The 17,423-nt window shown below is 70.9% G+C and carries 14 protein-coding genes and 2 pseudogenes; 7 read left to right on the top strand and 9 right to left on the bottom strand.

Annotated elements, in window-relative coordinates:
- Positions 1-23: 23 nt before the first annotated feature.
- Together dnaJ and hrcA are read right to left on the bottom strand one after the other, a co-directional pair.
- The gene (gene dnaJ / locus QQK49_RS06625) at positions 24-1,151 is read right to left on the bottom strand and encodes a molecular chaperone DnaJ (protein ID WP_284303252.1); all 1,128 of its coding nucleotides are present in this window, start codon (positions 1,149-1,151) and stop codon (positions 24-26) included.
- Between the two features lie 100 nt (positions 1,152-1,251).
- Positions 1,252-2,288 (bottom strand): annotated as a pseudogene (gene hrcA, locus QQK49_RS06620) (heat-inducible transcriptional repressor HrcA).
- A 125-nt stretch (positions 2,289-2,413) separates the two neighbouring features.
- Between hrcA and QQK49_RS06615 the strand changes: the two are divergent.
- The 6 genes and pseudogenes from QQK49_RS06615 to QQK49_RS06590 form a co-directional block, all read left to right on the top strand.
- Positions 2,414-3,295, top strand: a complete 882-nt coding sequence (locus QQK49_RS06615) for a DUF3097 family protein (protein WP_284303251.1) — start codon at positions 2,414-2,416, stop codon at positions 3,293-3,295.
- A gap of 41 nt (positions 3,296-3,336) precedes the next feature.
- The gene (locus tag QQK49_RS06610) at positions 3,337-4,416 is read left to right on the top strand and encodes an NUDIX hydrolase (protein ID WP_284303250.1); all 1,080 of its coding nucleotides are present in this window, start codon (positions 3,337-3,339) and stop codon (positions 4,414-4,416) included.
- Entirely contained in the window at positions 4,331-5,323 is a 993-nt protein-coding gene (nadA, locus tag QQK49_RS06605; protein ID WP_284303249.1) for a quinolinate synthase NadA, read from the top strand. The genes QQK49_RS06610 and nadA overlap by 86 nt, the downstream gene beginning before the upstream one ends.
- Before the next feature lie 5 nt (positions 5,324-5,328).
- Positions 5,329-6,849 (top strand): L-aspartate oxidase, encoded by a 1,521-nt coding sequence (locus tag QQK49_RS06600; protein ID WP_284303248.1) that lies wholly within the window; start codon positions 5,329-5,331, stop codon positions 6,847-6,849.
- Entirely contained in the window at positions 6,846-7,736 is an 891-nt protein-coding gene (nadC, locus tag QQK49_RS06595; RefSeq protein WP_284303247.1) for a carboxylating nicotinate-nucleotide diphosphorylase, read from the top strand. The genes QQK49_RS06600 and nadC overlap by 4 nt, the downstream gene beginning before the upstream one ends.
- A gap of 222 nt (positions 7,737-7,958) precedes the next feature.
- Positions 7,959-8,888 (top strand): annotated as a pseudogene (locus tag QQK49_RS06590) (acyltransferase family protein); the annotation flags it as partial.
- 153 nt (positions 8,889-9,041) lie between these two features.
- Here the strand turns inward: QQK49_RS06590 and hemW are convergent.
- The 3 genes from hemW to lepA form a co-directional block, all read right to left on the bottom strand.
- Entirely contained in the window at positions 9,042-10,274 is a 1,233-nt protein-coding gene (hemW, locus tag QQK49_RS06585) for a radical SAM family heme chaperone HemW (protein ID WP_284303246.1), read from the bottom strand.
- A 152-nt stretch (positions 10,275-10,426) separates the two neighbouring features.
- On the bottom strand, positions 10,427-11,158 hold the full coding sequence (trmB, locus tag QQK49_RS06580) for a tRNA (guanosine(46)-N7)-methyltransferase TrmB (protein WP_284303245.1): 732 nt from the start codon (positions 11,156-11,158) through the stop codon (positions 10,427-10,429).
- A 7-nt stretch (positions 11,159-11,165) separates the two neighbouring features.
- On the bottom strand, positions 11,166-13,046 hold the full coding sequence (gene lepA, locus QQK49_RS06575) for a translation elongation factor 4 (protein ID WP_284305842.1): 1,881 nt from the start codon (positions 13,044-13,046) through the stop codon (positions 11,166-11,168).
- A 119-nt stretch (positions 13,047-13,165) separates the two neighbouring features.
- Between lepA and QQK49_RS06570 the strand changes: the two genes are divergently transcribed.
- The gene (locus QQK49_RS06570; RefSeq protein ID WP_284303244.1) at positions 13,166-13,702 is read left to right on the top strand and encodes a type II toxin-antitoxin system PemK/MazF family toxin; all 537 of its coding nucleotides are present in this window, start codon (positions 13,166-13,168) and stop codon (positions 13,700-13,702) included.
- On the opposite strand, the gene QQK49_RS06565 is transcribed toward QQK49_RS06570, so the two are convergent.
- The 4 genes from QQK49_RS06565 to QQK49_RS06550 all read right to left on the bottom strand — a co-directional run bounded on the left by QQK49_RS06565 (position 13,689) and on the right by QQK49_RS06550 (position 17,400).
- Positions 13,689-13,958, bottom strand: a complete 270-nt coding sequence (locus tag QQK49_RS06565) for a hypothetical protein (RefSeq protein ID WP_284303243.1) — start codon at positions 13,956-13,958, stop codon at positions 13,689-13,691. The two genes, QQK49_RS06570 and QQK49_RS06565, sit on opposite strands and share 14 nt — an antisense overlap.
- Positions 13,955-14,944 carry a hypothetical protein gene (locus QQK49_RS06560; RefSeq protein WP_284303242.1) on the bottom strand — a complete coding sequence of 330 codons (990 nt, stop codon included), beginning with the start codon at positions 14,942-14,944 and terminating at the stop codon, positions 13,955-13,957. The genes QQK49_RS06565 and QQK49_RS06560 overlap by 4 nt, the downstream gene beginning before the upstream one ends.
- Before the next feature lie 101 nt (positions 14,945-15,045).
- Positions 15,046-16,761: an RNA polymerase sigma factor gene (locus QQK49_RS06555; RefSeq protein WP_284303241.1), complete on the bottom strand. Its 1,716-nt coding sequence runs from the start codon at positions 16,759-16,761 to the stop codon at positions 15,046-15,048.
- Between the two features lie 237 nt (positions 16,762-16,998).
- Positions 16,999-17,400, bottom strand: a complete 402-nt coding sequence (locus tag QQK49_RS06550) for a universal stress protein (RefSeq protein WP_284303240.1) — start codon at positions 17,398-17,400, stop codon at positions 16,999-17,001.
- Positions 17,401-17,423 lie beyond the last annotated feature (23 nt).

The raw sequence follows: 17,423 nt of genomic DNA, 5'->3' as shown, positions 1-17,423 counted from the left end.
CGGCCGCGCCGGCGAGGTCGAGATCATTTGCCGAGGAACGCGTCCCGGAGCCGGCCGAGGAACCCGCCCTGCTCGACGTGACTGACGCGCGCGGACGGCTGCTGCTCACCGCGGAGCTCGGACAGGCGGCGGATCAGGTCCTCCTGCTCGCCGCTCAGCCGCGTGGGAGTGAGCACGCGCAGCGTCGCCAGCAGGTCGCCGCGCCCGGATCCGCGCAGGTGGGTGACACCCTGACCCTTGATCGTCGTGACCTCACCGGACTGGGCGCCGGCCTTGATGGTCAGCTCCGTCGGTCCGTCGAGGGTGTCGAACTCCAACACCGTCCCGAGGGCCGCGGCGGTCATCGGCACCTCGACGACGCAGTGCAGATCGTCGCCGCGCCGGTGGAACTTCTCGTGCGGCGTCACCTCGACCTCGACGTACAGGTCGCCGGGGGTGCCGCCGCCGGGGCCGACCTCGCCCTCCCCCGCGAGCTGGATGCGGGTGCCGGTGTCGACACCGGCGGGGATGCGCAGCGTGATGGTGCGGCGGGTGCGCACGCGACCGTGACCGGAGCAGTCGAAGCACGGGTCGGTGATGACCGAGCCGTAGCCGTGGCAGGCCGTGCACGGGCGGGAGGTCATGACCTGGCCGAGGAAGCTGCGCTGCACCTGCTGCACCTCACCGCGACCGCCGCAGAGGTCGCACGTGCGGGTGCCGGTGCCCGGCTGCTGCCCGTCTCCGTGGCACGTCTCGCACACCACCGCCGTGTCGACGACGACGTCCTGATCGCCGCCGAACACGGCCGTGGGCAGGTCGACGTCGATGCGGATCAGCGCGTCCTGGCCACGCTGCACGCGCGAACGCGGGCCACGGGCCCCGCCCGCGGCGGCGCCACCGAAGAACGCGTCCATGATGTCGCTGAAGGAGAATCCCTGGCCGTAGCCGCCGCTCATGCCGCCGTAGGGATCGGCGCCCATGTCGTACTGCTTCTTCTTGGCGGGGTCGGCGAGGACGTCGTAGGCCTGGCTGACCTTCTTGAACTCCGCCTCCGCCTCCGGTCCCGGGTTGACGTCGGGGTGCAGTTTGCGGGCGAGGCGCCGGTAGGCCTTCTTGATCTCCTCGGCGCTCGCATCGCGGCTGACGCCCAGATCGGCGTAGTAGTCGTTCACAGCGTGTCCTTCGGCGGGTTCTCGCGCACGGTCGTGCGCGGCGGGAAGCAGGAGGGGTGGTGGCCTCTGGGTGGCCGGGCGGTGCCGGCGCGGCCGGGTCTCACGTGCCGAGCATCCCGGTGACGTACCGGGCGACGGCGCGGACCGAGGCCATGGTCCTCGGATAGTCCATGCGGGTCGGTCCGAGGACCCCGAGCCCGCCGACGACGTCGTCCCCGGCACCGTACCCGGCGGAGATGACGGAGGTCTCGGCGAGACCGGCATGCGGGTTCTCGTGGCCGATGCTGACGGCGATGTCTGCACCGTCGCGTTCCTCGGCGAGCGAACTGAACAGGCGCAGCAGGACGACGTGCTCCTCCAGCGCCGACAGGACCGGCCCGATCGTCAGGGGAAGTCGCCGCCGACCCTCGCGAGGTTGGCCGTGCCGGCGAGCACGACGCGCTCCTCACGCTGCTCGACCAGCGCGTCCTCGAGGGCACCGACGACGGCGCGGACGAGGTCGCGGTCCTCGGCGGGGATGTCGTCGGGCAGTTCGGCCAGCCGCGCGGCCACCTCGACCAGCGGGGTGTCGCGTGCCTCGGCGTTGAGCCGGTTGCGGATGGAGGACAGCAGCGTCTCGCCCTGAAGGCCGGTGACGTCGCGGTCGACCGGCACGATGCGCTGTTCGACGCGCCCGGTGGTGAGGATGAGCACCACCATGACCCGGCGCTCGGAGACGGGCACGAGTTCGATGTGCTGCACGCGCGACCGGGTGAGTGAGGGGTACTGCACCATCGCCACCTGCCGGGTCAGCGAGGCCAGCAGACGCACGGTCCGCTCGACGACGTCGTCGAGGTCGACGGCCCCTTCGAGGAACCGGCCGATCGCCGCGCGCTGTGCCGCCGTGAGGGGGCGGATCTCGCTGAGCTTGTCGACGAACATGCGGTAGCCCGCGTCGGTGGGGACGCGCCCGGCGCTGGTGTGCGGCGCGGTGATGAGCCCGGCCTCCTCGAGGGCGGCCATGTCGTTGCGCACCGTGGCGGCCGAGACCCCCAGGTGGTGACGTTCGAGCAGCGCCTTGGAGGCCACGGGCTCGGACGTGCTGACGTAGTCCTGGACGATGGCGCGCAGGACGACGAGGCGGCGTTCTTCGCTCACGACGCTCCTTTCGCTGCCGTTTCGGCCGTGGACGACGCCGACACAGGTCGCGGTTGCGTCGACACGCATCGACACACCAGAGGCTGGCACTCGGCCGGGTCAAGTGCCAAGTCTACGATGCCAGGATGAACGATCGTTACGGCCGTGACGTCCTCGCCGGCGACTGGAAGGCGCCGCGTGGCGGACGGGCGACCCCCGTCGAGGCCGAGACTGGGCTCGTCGTCGAGGACGTCGAGACCGGGTGGGTCGGCGCGGTGGTCAGGGTGGAGAAGGCCGGCGGCATGCAGGTCGTGCACCTGGAGGACCGCCGTGGCCGCGTCAAGGGGTTCCCCCTCGGGCCGGGCTTCCTCGTCGAGGGACGCCCCGCGGTGCTGACGCCTCCGACGGCCCGCAAGAAGGCCGAACTCGCCGCCGCCCGCACCGCCGCCTCACGCACCGCCAGCGGGTCGCTCGCCGCGCCCCGCGGACCGGCGCGGATGGCGCGCGCCTCGCGCGTGTTCGTCGAGGGCCGCCACGACGCCGAGCTCGTCGAGAAGGTCTGGGGTGACGACCTGCGGGTCGAGGGCGTCGTCGTCGAGATGCTCGACGGGATCGACGACCTCGCGGGCCTCGTCCGCGACTTCGCCCCCACCGCTACGCGGCGCATGGGCGTCCTCGTGGACCACCTGGTGCCCGGCACGAAGGAGTGGCGGATCGTCGAGCAGGCGCAGGCCGTGCGTCCGTACGCCGCCCACGTCTGCATCGTGGGCCACCCCTACGTCGACGTCTGGCAGTCCGTCCGCCCCGAGCGGCTCGGCCTGGAGGCGTGGCCGGTGATCCCGAGGGGCACCTCCTGGAAGCACCGCATCCTCGCCCACCTCGGCTGGCCGCACGAGACCCAGGCCGACGTGGCCCAGGGATGGAAACGGATCCTGGGGACGGTCCGCGGCTACCGCGACCTCCAACCCGAGTTGCTCGGCCGCGTCGAGGAGCTCATCGACTTCGTCACCGTCGGCGCCTCCGCCTGACCTGCACCCTGATCCGCCGAGGATCGGCGAGAATCACTCCCGTGAGCATCCCCCGGACCGATCTCGTCGCGAGCGAACTCGTCGCCGTCGTCGTGGCGATCACCTCAGCAGGGCCGCAGATCCTCACCGTCGGCGTCCCGGCAGGGGTGCCGCGGCTGCCCTCGGGTCCGTTGCGGGCCGAGCACCGCAGCCTGCAGACGAGCCTGCGCACGTGGGTCGAGCGGCAGACCGGGGTGGAGCTCGGGTACGTCGAACAGCTCTACACCTTCGCCGATCGCGAGCGCGTCGGCGCCCACCACCATCTGTTGTCGGTGAGTTATCTCGGACTGACGAGGATCGAGGAGCCGATCACGCACTCGGCGGGGTACGCCTGGCGGCCGTGGTCGGAGTTCCTGCCGTGGGAGGACCGGCGCGACCCGCAGGCGCGCGCCCTGGGCGACGACCTGCAGGCCCGATTGCGCGCCTGGGCCGCCGAGACGCCTCACGAGGCCGTCCGCACCGACCGTCGCGACCGCGTCGAGGGCGCCTTCGGGTCGACGTGGGTGAGCGAGCTGGTCCTCCAGCGGTATCAGCTCCTCTACGAGGCCGGCCTGACCCGCGACGCGGGTGTCGACACCGGTGCGCGGATGCAGCACGACCACCGCCGCATCCTCGCCACCGGCATCGCCCGGCTGCGGGCCAAGATCCAGTACCGGCCCGTGGTGTTCGAGCTCGTCCCCGACGAGTTCACGCTCGGCCGCCTGCAGGCCTGCGTCGAGGACATCGCGGGGACCGAGCTGCACACCCAGAACTTCCGTCGCCTGGTGACCCAGCAGCAGCTCGTCGAGCAGACGGGCCGTGTCGAGGAGGCGACGGGCGGCCGCCCCGCCCGGCTGTACCGGTTCCGCCGCGAGGTCGAGCTGGAGCGATACGCCGCCGGCACCAAACTCCCCGGGGGTCGTGAACCCACCCGGTTGATCTCCGCCGCGACTCCTGCTTATGCTCACGTCGAGCACATCAATGCTCATTCTGAGTCGAAGGCCGGAGGTTCCCGTCATGGTCGCGATCCACCCCGATGCGCTGTACGAGCGCGTCCGCCACGCCGTCCCGCAGGTGGAGTGGACGACGTCGTTCGCCGATGACGCCGCCGCCATCGAGGCGCTCAAGGTCGAGAAGAACGCCGTCGTGCTCGCGCACAACTACCAGACCCCGGAGATCTTCCACGGGGTCGCGGACATCGTCGGGGACTCCCTCGCCCTCGCCCTCGCCCGCGAGGCCCGGGCCGTCGAGGCCGACGTGCTCCTCCTCGCCGGCGTGCACTTCATGGCCGAGACGGCCAAGCTCCTCAATCCCGAGGCCACCGTGCTCGTCCCCGACCTCGAGGCCGGGTGTTCCCTGGCCGAGAGCATCACCGCCGCCGATGTGCGCGCGCTCAAGGCCGCGCACCCCGGTCTGCCCGTGGTCACCTACGTCAACACCTCGGCGGCGGTGAAGGCCGAGTCCGACATCTGCTGCACCTCCGGCAACGCCGTGAAGGTGCTGCAGCACATCACCCAGGACTGGGGAGTCCGCTCGGCGATCATGATCCCCGACGAGTACCTGGCGGCGAACATGTCCGCGATCGCGGGCATCGAGGTCGTCACCCACCCCGGGCGCTGTGAGGTGCACGAACGGTTCACCCCGAAGGACATCGCCGACATCCGCGAGGGTCATCCCGGGGTCGTGGTCGTGGCCCACCCCGAGTGCGCGCCGGAGGTCGTGGCCGCCGCCGACTTCGCCGGGTCCACGGCCCAGATGCAGTCCTACGTCGAGCAGGAACGCCCGGCGCGTCTGGCCCTCATCACCGAGTGCTCGATGAGCGACAACCTCGCCGCGAACAACCCCGAGGTGCAGATGATCCGCCCGTGCAACCTGTGCCCGCACATGAAGCGCAACACGCTCGCCAAGATCCGGCGCAGCCTGGAGACGATGACGCACGAGATCACCGTCGACGCCGACGTCGCCGATCGCGCCCGTCGCGCCATCGACCGCATGCTCGAGATCGGCTGACCACGATGGCGAGCGCGGACGTCCTCGTCGTCGGGGCGGGTCTGGCCGGCCTGGCCACCGCCCTGGGGTGTGCCCGGCGCGGGCTCACGGTCACCGTCCTGTCCCCCGCGCCCGACGCCGCGGGCGGCCAGGGCACCGCGAGTGCTCTCGCCCAGGGTGGCCTGGCCGCGGCGGTCGGGTGTGGCGACTCCCCCGCCCTGCACTGCGCCGACACCGTCGCCGCCGGGGCGGGCCTCACCCACCCGGAGATCGCCGAGTGGATCACCTCGGCGGCGCCGGGCGTCGTCGCCGACCTCCTCGACCTGGGCGCGCGGTTCGATCGTGACGCCGGTGGGGCACTGCGCCTCGGCCTCGAAGGCGCCCACGGCAGGCACCGCATCGTCCATGCCCGGGGCGACGGCAGCGGCGCCGAGATCATGCGCGCCGTGGCCGCAGCGACCCTGAGCCACCCGCGTGTCACCGTGTGGACCCGCACCCGCGCGACGCGGGTGCGTCTCGACCCCGCGGGCACGGCCGTCGGCATCGACGCGATCGGTCCCGCCGGGGCCCTCACGATCGAGGCCGGGGCCGTCGTCCTCGCCACCGGCGGGATCGGGGGTCTGTTCGCCCACACGACCAACCCGCTGACGTCCTGGGGGTCGGGGCTGGCCCTCGGGCTGCGGGCGGGAGCCCGGGTGCGCGACCTCGAACTCGTCCAGTTCCACCCGAGCGCCCTCGACGTCGGCATCGACCCTATGCCGCTGGTCAGCGAGGCGGTGCGCGGTGCCGGAGCCCCCTTGGTCCGTGACGACGGCACCCTCCTGGCCGACCCTCTGGGCGCCCGGGACGTCGTCGCCCGGGCGGTCTGGGACGCCTCGCGCGCCGGGCACCGGGTGTACCTCGACCTCACCGGCGGGTCCGCCGAGCTCCGCGCGACCTTCGCGACGCGCTTCCCGACCGTGAACGCCTCCTGCCTCGCCGCCGGCATCGACCCGACCGCGCAGCCGATCCCGGTGCGACCGGCCGCGCACTACCACATGGGCGGACTGGTCGTGGATGTCGACGGACGCACCGACGTCCCCGGTCTCTGGGCCGTCGGCGAGGTCGCGAGCACCGGACTGCACGGGGCCAACCGCCTCGCCAGCAACAGCCTGTTGGAGGCGCTCGTCTGCGCCGGTCGCGTGGCCGATGCCCTCGCGCTGCCCCACGATCACGTCGATCACGTCGATCAGGTCAGGGTCGCAGGGATGCCCGACCGGCCGGCCCCGACCCCACCGACCGCGCACGACCGGCTGCTGCTGGAGAACGCCGCCGGGCTGTACCGCGACGGCGCCGGCCTGCGCCACGCCGCGGAGCGGATGCGCGTGCGCGCCGAGGACGACGACGCGCGGCTGGTCGCCACGCTCCTGCTCCGAGCGGCTCTGCAGCGCACCGAGAGTCGCGGCGCCCACCGGCGTCTGGATCACCCGGCGGTGACCGTCCCCCGCCACACCTACGTCGATCTCACCGACCTCGACCAGCCCCTCACCGAGCGGAGCGCCTCATGACCACCGACCTCCGGGAGACTCCCTGGTCGCCCGTCTCCCTGCCCGACCTGCTCCTCGAACCCGTCGTCCGGGCCGCCCTCATGGAGGATCTGGGTCGCGCGGGCGACCTGACGACGTCGGCGACGATCCCCGCCCACCTGACCGGCACGGCCGCGCTGGTGGCCCGCCGGTCGGGAGTCGTCGCCGGGCTGCGCGCCGCCGCCCTCGCCTGGCGCCTCCTCGATCCGGATGTGGTGGTCGAGGTCGACCTGCCCGACGGGTCGCGCGTCGAGCAGGGCCAGGAGATCGCCCGGATCAGCGGGCCGGTGCACGTGCTGCTCACCGGCGAACGGGTCGCCCTCAACCTTCTGTGCCACCTCTCGGGAGTCGCCACGGCGACGGCCGGTCTGGTCGCGGCGGCCGCCGGCACCTCCGCTCGGATCTGCTGCACCCGCAAGACGACTCCCGGTCTGCGGGCGCTGGAGAAGGAGGCCGTCCGGGCCGGTGGCGGGTCAAACCACCGATTCGGTCTCGACGACGCCGTGCTGATCAAGGACAACCACATCGCCTTCGCCGGCGGCATCGAGGCGGCGCTGTCGCGGCTGCGTGAGCGGGTGGGGCACCTCGTGCGCGTCGAGGTCGAGGTCGACACCCTCGAGCAACTCCGGGACGTGATCGCTCTGGGGGTCCGTCCCGGGCTCGTCGACGCGGTGCTGCTGGACAACATGTCCCCCGAGGTGCTGACCGAGGCCGTCTCGCTCGTCGACGGGCGCTGCCCGACCGAGGCCTCGGGGCGGATCACGGCCGAGACGGTCGGTCCCATCGCCCGCTCGGGCGTCGATCTCGTCTCCGCGGGGTGGATCACGCACAGTGCGCCCATCCTCGACATCGGCCTGGATCACCGCTGAGGCCAAGGATCTTCGGCATCTGCGGCGGCGCCCGAATCGGGGGCGACCGGGCAGTTGCGCACACCCGGACATGGACGACCGTCCGATCCGGTTCTAGGCTGGCACGGTTGCCGACACCAACCGGCGACCGGTTCCGCGCCCCAACCGGAGCCGACTCGGGGAAGGGGAGGACTTTCACGTGCCTGCGACCGGCAAGGCGACCGCGGCGCCCGTGCGTCTCGCGTGGATCGACATGGCGCGAGGTTTCTGCGTCATCGCGGTGGTGCTGTTGCACGTGGGCTACTTCCACGTCTTCCTCTCACTCCCGACTCCCACGGCCGCCCGCTCGCGCGCATCTGGGTCCTGTTCAACACCGCGATCCTCGCCGACCTGCGCATGCCGCTGCTCCTGCTGCTGTCGGGCTACCTGGCCCGCAGCAAGATCCGCGCGGGCCTACAGGCGGCGCGCACGCGACTCGCGATCGTCACCAACCTGCACATCTACGTGGTCTGGACGCTGATCTTCTTCGCCCTGGGGGTCCTCTTCTACCCCAACCACGGCGTGGCGCCGTTCGACACCTTCTCCGTCACCGGGCTGGGCCTCAGCCTGCTGTATCCACGGATCGGCCCCTTGTGGTTCGTCTACGTGCTGTTCGTGTCGATCGCGGCGCTGGCGCTGACCCGTCGGATGCACCCGGCCGCGGTCCTGGCCGGGTTCTTCGCGGTCGGGTGGGCGATCATGACGGTCACGGGAGAAGCGGCCGGACTGCCGCGCGCCGTGTTCTTCGCGGCGGGGGCTCTCGTGGGCGAGGCCCTGGTCGAGCTCACCGACTCGCGCCTGGCCACGGTGCTGGCCCTCGTCGGCTACGGAGCACTCACGGCCGTCACGCAGCACATGACGCCCGCCTTCGCCTACCCCCTCACGGTCCTCGCCGGCCTGTGCGCGGCGGTCGCATTCCTCGCCATCGCCAAGGTGGTGTCACGACTGCGGGTGTTGCGTGAGCCGGGCGCCTGGGTCGGGCGACGCACCCTCGGCATCTACGTGCTGCACTGGCCCCTGGTCGCCCTGCTGACCTGGGTCGGCGTCGACCGGACCGAGCTGTTCGATCCCTGGATCGACAGTCAGATCATCGAGGTGCTGTACCCGATCGCCGTCACGGCCGTCATCATCCTGCTGTGCCTGGGACTCGAGGCGCTCCTCAAGCGGGTCGGTCTCGGTGTCCTCTTCGATCCGCCGACGTTCGTCAAGGACCGCATCACCCGGGGGCCGTGCACCATGCGCACGTTCCGGCACGGCACTCCCAGTACGCCGTCGACGGCGGCGGCATCACCCCAGCAGCCGATGCACCACTGCGTCGGCGAGCAGGCGGCCACGCCGGGTGAGGACGAGCCGCGCGCCCGCCTGCGCTGGATCCACCGGCCCGACCAGACCGTCCTCGACCAGCGCGGTCACGACGTCCGCACCCACCCGGGGCACCCTGGCCAGGTCCAGGCCTTCGGCGAGACGGATGCGCAGCAGGACGTCCTCAAAGTGACGTTGCTCGGCCGTGAGCACCTCGCGCCCCTGGGCCGGTGAGTGCCCGGCCGCCAACCGGCCGGAGTAGGCCGCGGGGTGGCGCACGTTCCACCAGCGCACTCCCCCGACGTGGCTGTGGGCGCCCGGCCCGAAGCCCCACCACTGACCGCTGCGCCAGTACCCCTCGTTGTGACGGCACACCCCGGCCGCGGTCCTGGCCCAGTTGCTGACCTCATACCAGGCGAATCCGGCCTCGGTGAGCAGGGAGTCGGCCAGCTCGTACTTGTCGGCCTCGTCGTCGTCATCCGGTGCCTGCACCTCACCGCGCCGCACCTGTGCGGCCAGCCGGGTGCCCTCCTCCACGACCAGGGCGTAGGCGGACACGTGGTCGGGTTCGAGCGCGACGGCCTCGTGCAGGGAGCGACGCCAGTCCTCAAGCGACTCACCGGGTGTCCCGTAGATGAGGTCGACACTCGTGGCCAGTCCGTGGGCCCTCGCCGCGCGCACCGCCCGGCCGACCGCCGCCTGCTCGTGGGTGCGGTCGAGGGTGGCGAGCACGTGGGGGACGGCGGACTGCATCCCGAGGCTCACCCGGGTGATCCCGGCCTCGGCGAGTCCCGCGATCCGCGCTTCGTCGACCGTGTCGGGGTTGGCCTCGGTCGTGACCTCGACCCCGTCGGCGAGTCCGAAGCGGGCCTCCAACGCCCCGAGCAGACCGCCGATCTGCGAGGGAGACAGCAGCGTGGGCGTCCCGCCGCCGAGGAAGACGGTGTCCAACGGGCGGGAGGGCACGAGCCTGCCGGCGAGCTCGATCTCGGCGTGGATCGCCTCGAGGTAGACCTCGATCGGTGTCCCCACCCCGGACTCCCCCAGCTCGCCGGGCGTGTAGGTGTTGAAGTCGCAGTACCCGCAGCGCCGAAGACAGAACGGGATGTGCAGGTAGGCACCGAACGGCCCTGTGCCGGAGCGGAACTCGGTCAGAGCTGGTTCGGGAAGGGCCCCATCGGTGGGAGGTGTCTCACCCTCTGGTGGTCGCGCGGCCATCCCAGCAGTGTGTCACCCAACGGCGGCGGCTTTCGTGGCAGGATGTGGTGTGCACGCCGCGCGCGGGGGACGACGACACACGTGGCGTACCGGATTTCCGCCCACCCTCAGGCGTCCCGAGCGGCGCTGAGCCTGCCGCCCTCCCGGCAGGCTCAGCGTCGCCCCGGCCGCCTGATGTACGCGAGATCCCGGATGACGCGGCCCTCCGCCACGCCCTTGCGTTCGTATCGGGTGACGACCCGGTCCTCATGCCCCGCCCACGTCGTTCCGCCTGTGGCCGGCTCCAGCTCCGGGCAGTCCTCGCACGCGCACTGCATCTGTTCCGCGTAGTCCGCCCAGTCCGTGGCCAGGTGGAGCACCCCGTCGGGCCGCAACACCCGCGCCGCGGCGGCGACGAAGTGGTCGTCGACCAGCCGACGTTTGTGGTGTCGCGCCTTCGGCCACGGATCCGGAAAGAACACCCGCAGCCCGGCGACCGACGCCTCGGCCAGCCCGTGCTCGAGGAGAGGCCGCGCGTCGGCCACGAGGACCCGCACGTTGCCCAGCCCCCGGGTCTGCGCGCCGACGATCGTGCGGGCCAGACCGGGCCGGTACACCTCGACCGCGAGGAAGTCGCGGTCCGGGTCCGCGGCGGCCGCGGCCAGCACGGCCTCCCCGTCACCGGACCCGATCTCGATGACGAGCGGAGCCTCCCGGCCGAACACGGCGGCCGGGTCGAACACCCACCCGGGCGCCAGCGAGGTCGACCGCTCCGAGCGTCCCGGCTCGACGACGTACCGCGCGTGGTGGGCGTCCCATGCCTGCTGATGACGATGCGACAGCCGCCCGTCGCGGCGCGCGAACGAGACGACCTCCCGGCGGATCATCGGGCGGTTCGACGACACCGGGGTACTACTTCTTCGACTTCTCGACCGGCTCGTTGGACAAGGCGGCGATGAAGGCCTCCTGCGGTACCTCGACCCGGCCCACCATCTTCATCCGCTTCTTGCCCTCCTTCTGCTTCTCCAGCAGCTTGCGCTTACGGCTGATGTCACCGCCGTAGCACTTGGCGAGCACGTCCTTGCGAATGGCGCGGATGGTCTCCCGCGCGATGACCCGGCTGCCGATCGCCGCCTGCACGGGCACCTCGAACTGCTGCCTCGGGATGAGCTCGCGCAACTTGCTCGCCATCCGCACGCCGTAGGCGTAGGCGGCGTCCTTGTGGACGATGGAGCTGAACGCGTCGACCTGGTCGCCCTGCAGGAGGATGTCGACCTTGACCAGGTCGGCGTCCTGATCACCGTCGGGCTCGTAGTCCAGCGAGGCGTATCCGCGGGTCTTGCTCTTGAGCTGGTCGAAGAAGTCGAACACGATCTCGGCCAGCGGGAGCGTGTACCGCATCTCCACGCGGTCCTCCGAGAGGTAGTCCATCCCCCGCAGCGCGCCGCGACGCGACTGGCACAGCTCCATCACGGCCCCGATGAACTCACTCGGCACGAGGATCGTGGCCCGCACGACCGGCTCGGTGACGCTCCTGATCTTGCCCGTCGGGAACTCGCTCGGGTTGGTCACCTCGACCAGCGTGCCGTCCTCCATCGTGACCTCGTACTCCACGTTGGGCAGGGTCGAGATGAGGTCGAGGTCGAACTCGCGCTCCAGACGCTCACGCACGATCTCCAGGTGCAACATGCCGAGGAAGCCGACACGGAAGCCGAACCCAAGCGCGACCGACGTCTCCGGCTCGTACACCAGCGCCGCATCGTTGAGCTTGAGCTTGTCGAGCGCGTCCCGCAGCACCGGGTAGTCCGAGCCGTCGATGGGGTAGAGACCCGAGAACACCATGGGACGCGGGTCCCGGTAGCCCCCCAGGGCCCGCTCGGCCGGCTTGCGCAGGTTGGTGATCGTGTCACCCACCCGCGACTGGCGGACGTCCTTCACACCCGTGATGAGATACCCCACCTCCCCCACGCCCAGGCCGTCACTGACCACCGGCTCCGGAGAGATCACCCCGATCTCCAACAACTCGTGGGTCGCCTTCGTCGACATCATGACGATGCGCTCGCGCGGGTTGAGGTTCCCGTCGATCACCCGCACATACGTGACCACACCCCGGTACGTGTCATAGACCGAATCGAAGATCATCGCCCGCGCCGGCGCATCCGGATCTCCCACCGGCGGCGGAATCACCTCGACGATGCGATCCAACAGCGCCTCGACGCCCTCACCCGTCTTGCCCGAGACCTTGAGCACGTCCTCCGGATCGCACCCGATGAGCCCGGCGATCTCGCCCGCGTACTTCTCCGGCTGCGCCGCCGGAAGATCGATCTTGTTGAGGACCGGGATGATCTCCAGATCGTTCTCCATGGCCAGATACAGGTTCGCGAGCGTCTGCGCCTCGATCCCCTGCGCCGCATCCACCAGCAGCACCGCACCCTCGCACGCCGCCAGGGACCGGGACACCTCATAGGTGAAGTCCACGTGCCCGGGAGTGTCGATCATGTTAAGACAAAAGGTCTGGGACTCCTTCCCCCGCGGCCCCGCCGCGTCCGCCGTGCCGGCGACGCTCTCCCACGGCATGCGGACGGCCTGGCTCTTGATCGTGATGCCGCGTTCGCGCTCGATGTCCATGCGGTCGAGGTACTGGGCGCGCATGGCACGCTCGTCCACGATCCCCGTGAGCTGCAGCATGCGGTCGGCCAGCGTCGACTTGCCATGATCGATGTGGGCGATGATGCAGAAATTGCGGATGAGCTCCGGCGGCGTCGCGTGCGGAGGCAACGCGGTGCGGGCCATGGGGGACACGTGTGAACCTTCTCCTCGATGTCGGGGCAAGGGCCATCATCCCATGCCCGGATCGTCGGACCTCACGCCCGACGGGCCACCCCCGCCCCCGGACGTCGTAGCCTTGCCCGGTGAACGTGACACGACTCCTCAGCGATCTCGGCCGCGCCATCCTCAAAGGCGCCCAGGACGAGGTCGGCCTGCGACGCCGTCACCACCCCCGCCCCCGCACGGGGCACACCGCCACGCGGGCGACCAGCCCCTACCCCGGCGACTACCGGGGCCCCCTCCAGGGTGACTACCGCCCCAACGCCGACGGCCGCCCCGACCCCGGCGAGGTGTGCTGGGCGTGGATCCCGTACGAGGAGAACCACTCCCGAGGCAAGGACCGCCCGGCGCTCATCGTCGGGCAGGACGGCCCCTGGCTCCTCGCGCTCCCCCTGACCAGCAAGGACCACGACCGCGACCAGCATCAGGAGGCCGCCGCCGGACGTCGCTGGATGGACGTGGGCACCGGCACCTGGGACCGCCAGGAACGCCCCAGCGAGGTCCGCCTCGACCGAGTCGTGCGTCTGGCACCCTCCACCGTCCGACGCGAAGGGCCCGCACTCGACCGCGCCCTGTTCGACGACGTCCTGCGCGAAGCGGCCCGCCTCAGTCGGGGATGACGTCCCGATCCCGCCGGTCCGCCTCGCCGTCCGTGTCATCGACGTCCCCCTCGCCGGCCTCGCGCGCGGGCACCGACTCCGAGGCCGCCAGTGAACGCACGTAGGCGTGCCGCGCGGCGAGATTGACCCGCGCCTCGTGGAGGATCGGCTCGAGGAACGCCTCGCGGTAGCCCTTGTCGGTGGACGCCGACGCGGCGAAGGACAAGGCGCAGAAGCTGGCCAGGATGAGGCTCACGCGCACCAGGGGGACACTCACCCCGAGGGGATGTCGAGGATCTGCAGCATCTGAGGGTCGGTCGTGATCCAGGACTTCGCGACCGAGTCCGAGATGGCGAGTTTGCCGAAGCCGATGAAGAACGCGAACATCACCGCCCCGAAGACCGCGACCTGGATGCTCTGCGCGGCGATCGGCACGAGGAGGAAGTTGATCCGCTCGCCGATCCGCAGCCGGGGTGTGCGTCCGCCGTCGGCCGCGCCCTCCCAGGGTGTCCCGCGCAGGAGGTCCTCGACGGCCGGGGTCTCGTGATCGTCGGAGTCGACATCGGGACGGAGTTCGTCGAGGGCGGTCACCACCACGACCACCACGGCCAGCGCGGAGAGCACCCCGGCGACGCCGAAGGTCCGGACGGTGTCCAGGCCCGCCGAGACCTGCCAGATCTCGGCGTTGAAGAACAGGAACAACACGGCGACCATGAGCACGGGCAGCACCCGCACGACCATGGGACCCACGCTCCACAACTCCAGCAGCGACCGCCGCAACGCCCAGTGGACGACCGTGCCCACCCCGATGACGACGCACCCGAGCAGGAAGACGCCCACCCCCACCCGGACGAGGACGGCACTCCACAGGCGTGCGCCGTCGATCTGTGCGGCGCTCTGAGCGGCCGAGGCGATCCACGTGAGGATGGCCACGACAGCGACCACGCGCGCGATCCGCGGTGAGCGGCGGACGAATCGCCAGGTCAGCCAGGCGGCCAGCCCCGCCAGGATCGGCGCCGCCAGCAGGACCACCAACAGCACGGCCGCGAAGAGATCGGGTTCGAAACCGGCCGCCGGCGACGGCGACTCCATGAACGCCCAGGCGGCGACCAGCGACTGCAGAAGCGTGTCAAGGACCAGCAGGGCGACGAAGAGCGGTGCGGATCTCCCGAGCGTGTCCCTCACGCGTCGTGAGAAGGGCACCACCTGAGGCAGGCCGCGTTGCAGCAGCCAGGCCTCGCCATCGACATGACGCGTCGCCATCGTTCCCCTTCGGTCCTCACCTCCCACCCCCGGACACGGAGATGGCCCCCAGCGGCGGGTGACGTACCCACCACCTGGGGACCATCGTCGCGCAAGCAGGCTCAGTCGAGGTAGTCGCGCAGTACCTGAGAGCGGCTCGGGTGCCGCAGCTTGCTCATCGTCTTGGACTCGATCTGACGGATCCGCTCACGCGTGACCCCGTAGACCTTGCCGATCTCGTCGAGGGTCTTGGGCTGCCCGTCGGTGAGGCCGAACCGCATCGACACCACGCCCGCCTCGCGCTCCGAGAGCGTGTCGAGCACCGAGTGCAGTTGCTCCTGCAAAAGAGTGAAGCTCACGGCGTCGGCGGGGACGACCGCCTCGGAGTCCTCGATGAGGTCACCGAACTCGGAGTCGCCGTCTTCACCCAGCGGCGTGTGCAGCGAGATCGGCTCACGGCCGTACTTCTGCACCTCGACGACCTTCTCGGGGGTCATGTCGAGTTCCTTGGCCAGCTCCTCCGGGGTGGGCTCGCGGCCCAGGTCCTGGAGCATCTGGCGCTGCACGCGGGCCAGCTTGTTGATGACCTCGACCATGTGCACCGGGATGCGGATGGTGCGGGCCTGGTCGGCCATCGCGCGGGTGATGGCCTGACGGATCCACCACGTCGCGTACGTCGAGAACTTGAAGCCCTTGGTGTAGTCGAACTTCTCGACCGCACGGATGAGACCGAGGTTGCCCTCCTGGATGAGGTCGAGGAAGAGCATGCCGCGACCCGTGTACCGCTTGGCCAGGGAGACGACCAGACGCAGGTTGGCCTCGAGGAGGTGGTTCTTGGCGTTGCGCCCGTCCTGGGCGATCCACCACAGATCCCGCTTCATCTGGGAGTCGAACTGGTCCCCGGAGTTGAGCCGCTCCTCGGCGAACAGGCCGGCCTCGATGCGCTTGGCCAGCTCGACCTCCTGTTCGGCGTTGAGGAGAGCCACCTTGCCGATCTGCTTGAGGTAGTCCTTGACGGGGTCGGCGGTGGCGCCGGCGGTGACGACCTGCTGGGCGGGGGCGTCGTCCTCGTCGTCCTCACGCAGGACGAAGCCGGACTCCTCAGTGCCCTCGGCGGGCGCCTCGGCCACCTTCTTCGTGCCGCGACCGCGACGGGCGGACTTGTCGTCGCCCTCGGTGTCGGAATCGGCGTCTGGGCCCACCACTGCGTCGTCGGTGACCTCGTCGGTGTCGGCGACGACCTCGACCTCGACCTTGAGGGCCTCCACACCGGGTTCGGCGTCGGCGAGGTCGATCTCGGTCTCGCCGACCGGCGCGTCCGGCTCGGCGGTCTTGTTCTTCGCGGAGGCGCCGGCCTTGGTGGCGGTCTTCCTGGCCGTCGTCTTCTTGGCGGCGCTCTTCTTGGCGGTCGCCTTCTTGGCCGTGGTCTTCTTCGCCGGCGTCGTCGTCGACGCCGTGGCGTCCTCGTCGGCAGCGGTGTCGGACTCGGCCTCGGGGACGTCCGTGGCGGCCGCCGTCGACCGTGCCCGACCCGCGCCGGCGGCGCTGGTGGACTTCTTGGCCGCGGTCTTGCGCGTCGTGCGCTTACGAGCACTACCGACGGCCTGGGCCGCGTGTTCGGTGTCGAGGGTGACCTGGACCCCCTGTTGCTCCAGGGCCCGGATGACCGCCTTCTGGCGGGTCGGGGTGAGTTCGGCGGCCTCGAGGGCCCCCTTCAACTCTCCGCTGTCGACGGTTCCTCGGGTCATCCCCACCTTGAGCAGGCTCTCGAGAGCGGGATGGGAGAATTCGGCAGGGAGCTTGGCCGGTGTTGCGGCCGTCTTGGAGGCATTCGCCACGGGTAACCCTGACACCTTTCAGGAGGTCATGACTGAGCCGTGAAGGCTTGGTCTGGTGGGCACCCCGATGACCGGGGAGTGATGCTCGGGCGTGGTGTCCGGGGCAGTTTCGCGGACCCGCCCGCCGTCGTCTGAACACCATTATAATTCGACGTCCGCGGTTCTCGCACGGTCGGCGTCCCGTCCGTCCCGAAATCCGGCGTCCCGAGCCGTCGGTCGGCCCCCGGGCCCGGTCCCTCAGTCCTGGGACTTCACCGCGATGACCGGGCAGTGCGCCTCCAGCAGGACGCGCTGCGCGTTCGACCCGAGCACCAGCTTGCCGATGGGCGAACGCCGCCGGAGCCCGATGACGATGCACTGGGCCCCCACCTCGTCGGCCACGTCGATGAGGTCGTCGGCCGCCTCATGTCCGTGCTCGAGGGTGCGGTCGACCACACTCACGCCCGCGGCCTCGAGATCGGTGCGCACCTGGGTCAGTGCCTCCTCGAACCGGCGCGCGGCGTCGGCATGGGGCTCGCGGCCGCTGCGGGCGGAGGTGACGAGCACCAGGTCGCAGTTGCGCAGACGGGCCTCGCGCGCCGCGTGTTCCAGGGCGGAACGACCTTCCTTGGTCGGGATGTACCCCACGACGACAGACACTCGGGCCTCCTCGACAGATCGAT

This window comes from Mobilicoccus caccae (assembly GCF_030161635.1).
GTDB lineage: Bacteria > Actinomycetota > Actinomycetes > Actinomycetales > Dermatophilaceae > Mobilicoccus > Mobilicoccus caccae.
Note: the sequence above shows the minus strand (reverse complement) of the source record. Positions and strands in the feature narration are given on the sequence as shown.

Coding starts and splice junctions, on each gene's coding strand:
- QQK49_RS06560 (WP_284303242.1), bottom strand. CDS start 14,944: ATGGCGACGCGTCATGTCGATGGCGAGGCCTGGCTGCTGCAACGCGGC.
- QQK49_RS06600 (WP_284303248.1), top strand. CDS start 5,329: ATGGCGAGCGCGGACGTCCTCGTCGTCGGGGCGGGTCTGGCCGGCCTG.
- hemW (WP_284303246.1), bottom strand. CDS start 10,274: ATGGCCGCGCGACCACCAGAGGGTGAGACACCTCCCACCGATGGGGCC.
- lepA (WP_284305842.1), bottom strand. CDS start 13,046: ATGGCCCGCACCGCGTTGCCTCCGCACGCGACGCCGCCGGAGCTCATC.
- nadC (WP_284303247.1), top strand. CDS start 6,846: ATGACCACCGACCTCCGGGAGACTCCCTGGTCGCCCGTCTCCCTGCCC.
- QQK49_RS06615 (WP_284303251.1), top strand. CDS start 2,414: ATGAACGATCGTTACGGCCGTGACGTCCTCGCCGGCGACTGGAAGGCG.
- nadA (WP_284303249.1), top strand. CDS start 4,331: ATGGTCGCGATCCACCCCGATGCGCTGTACGAGCGCGTCCGCCACGCC.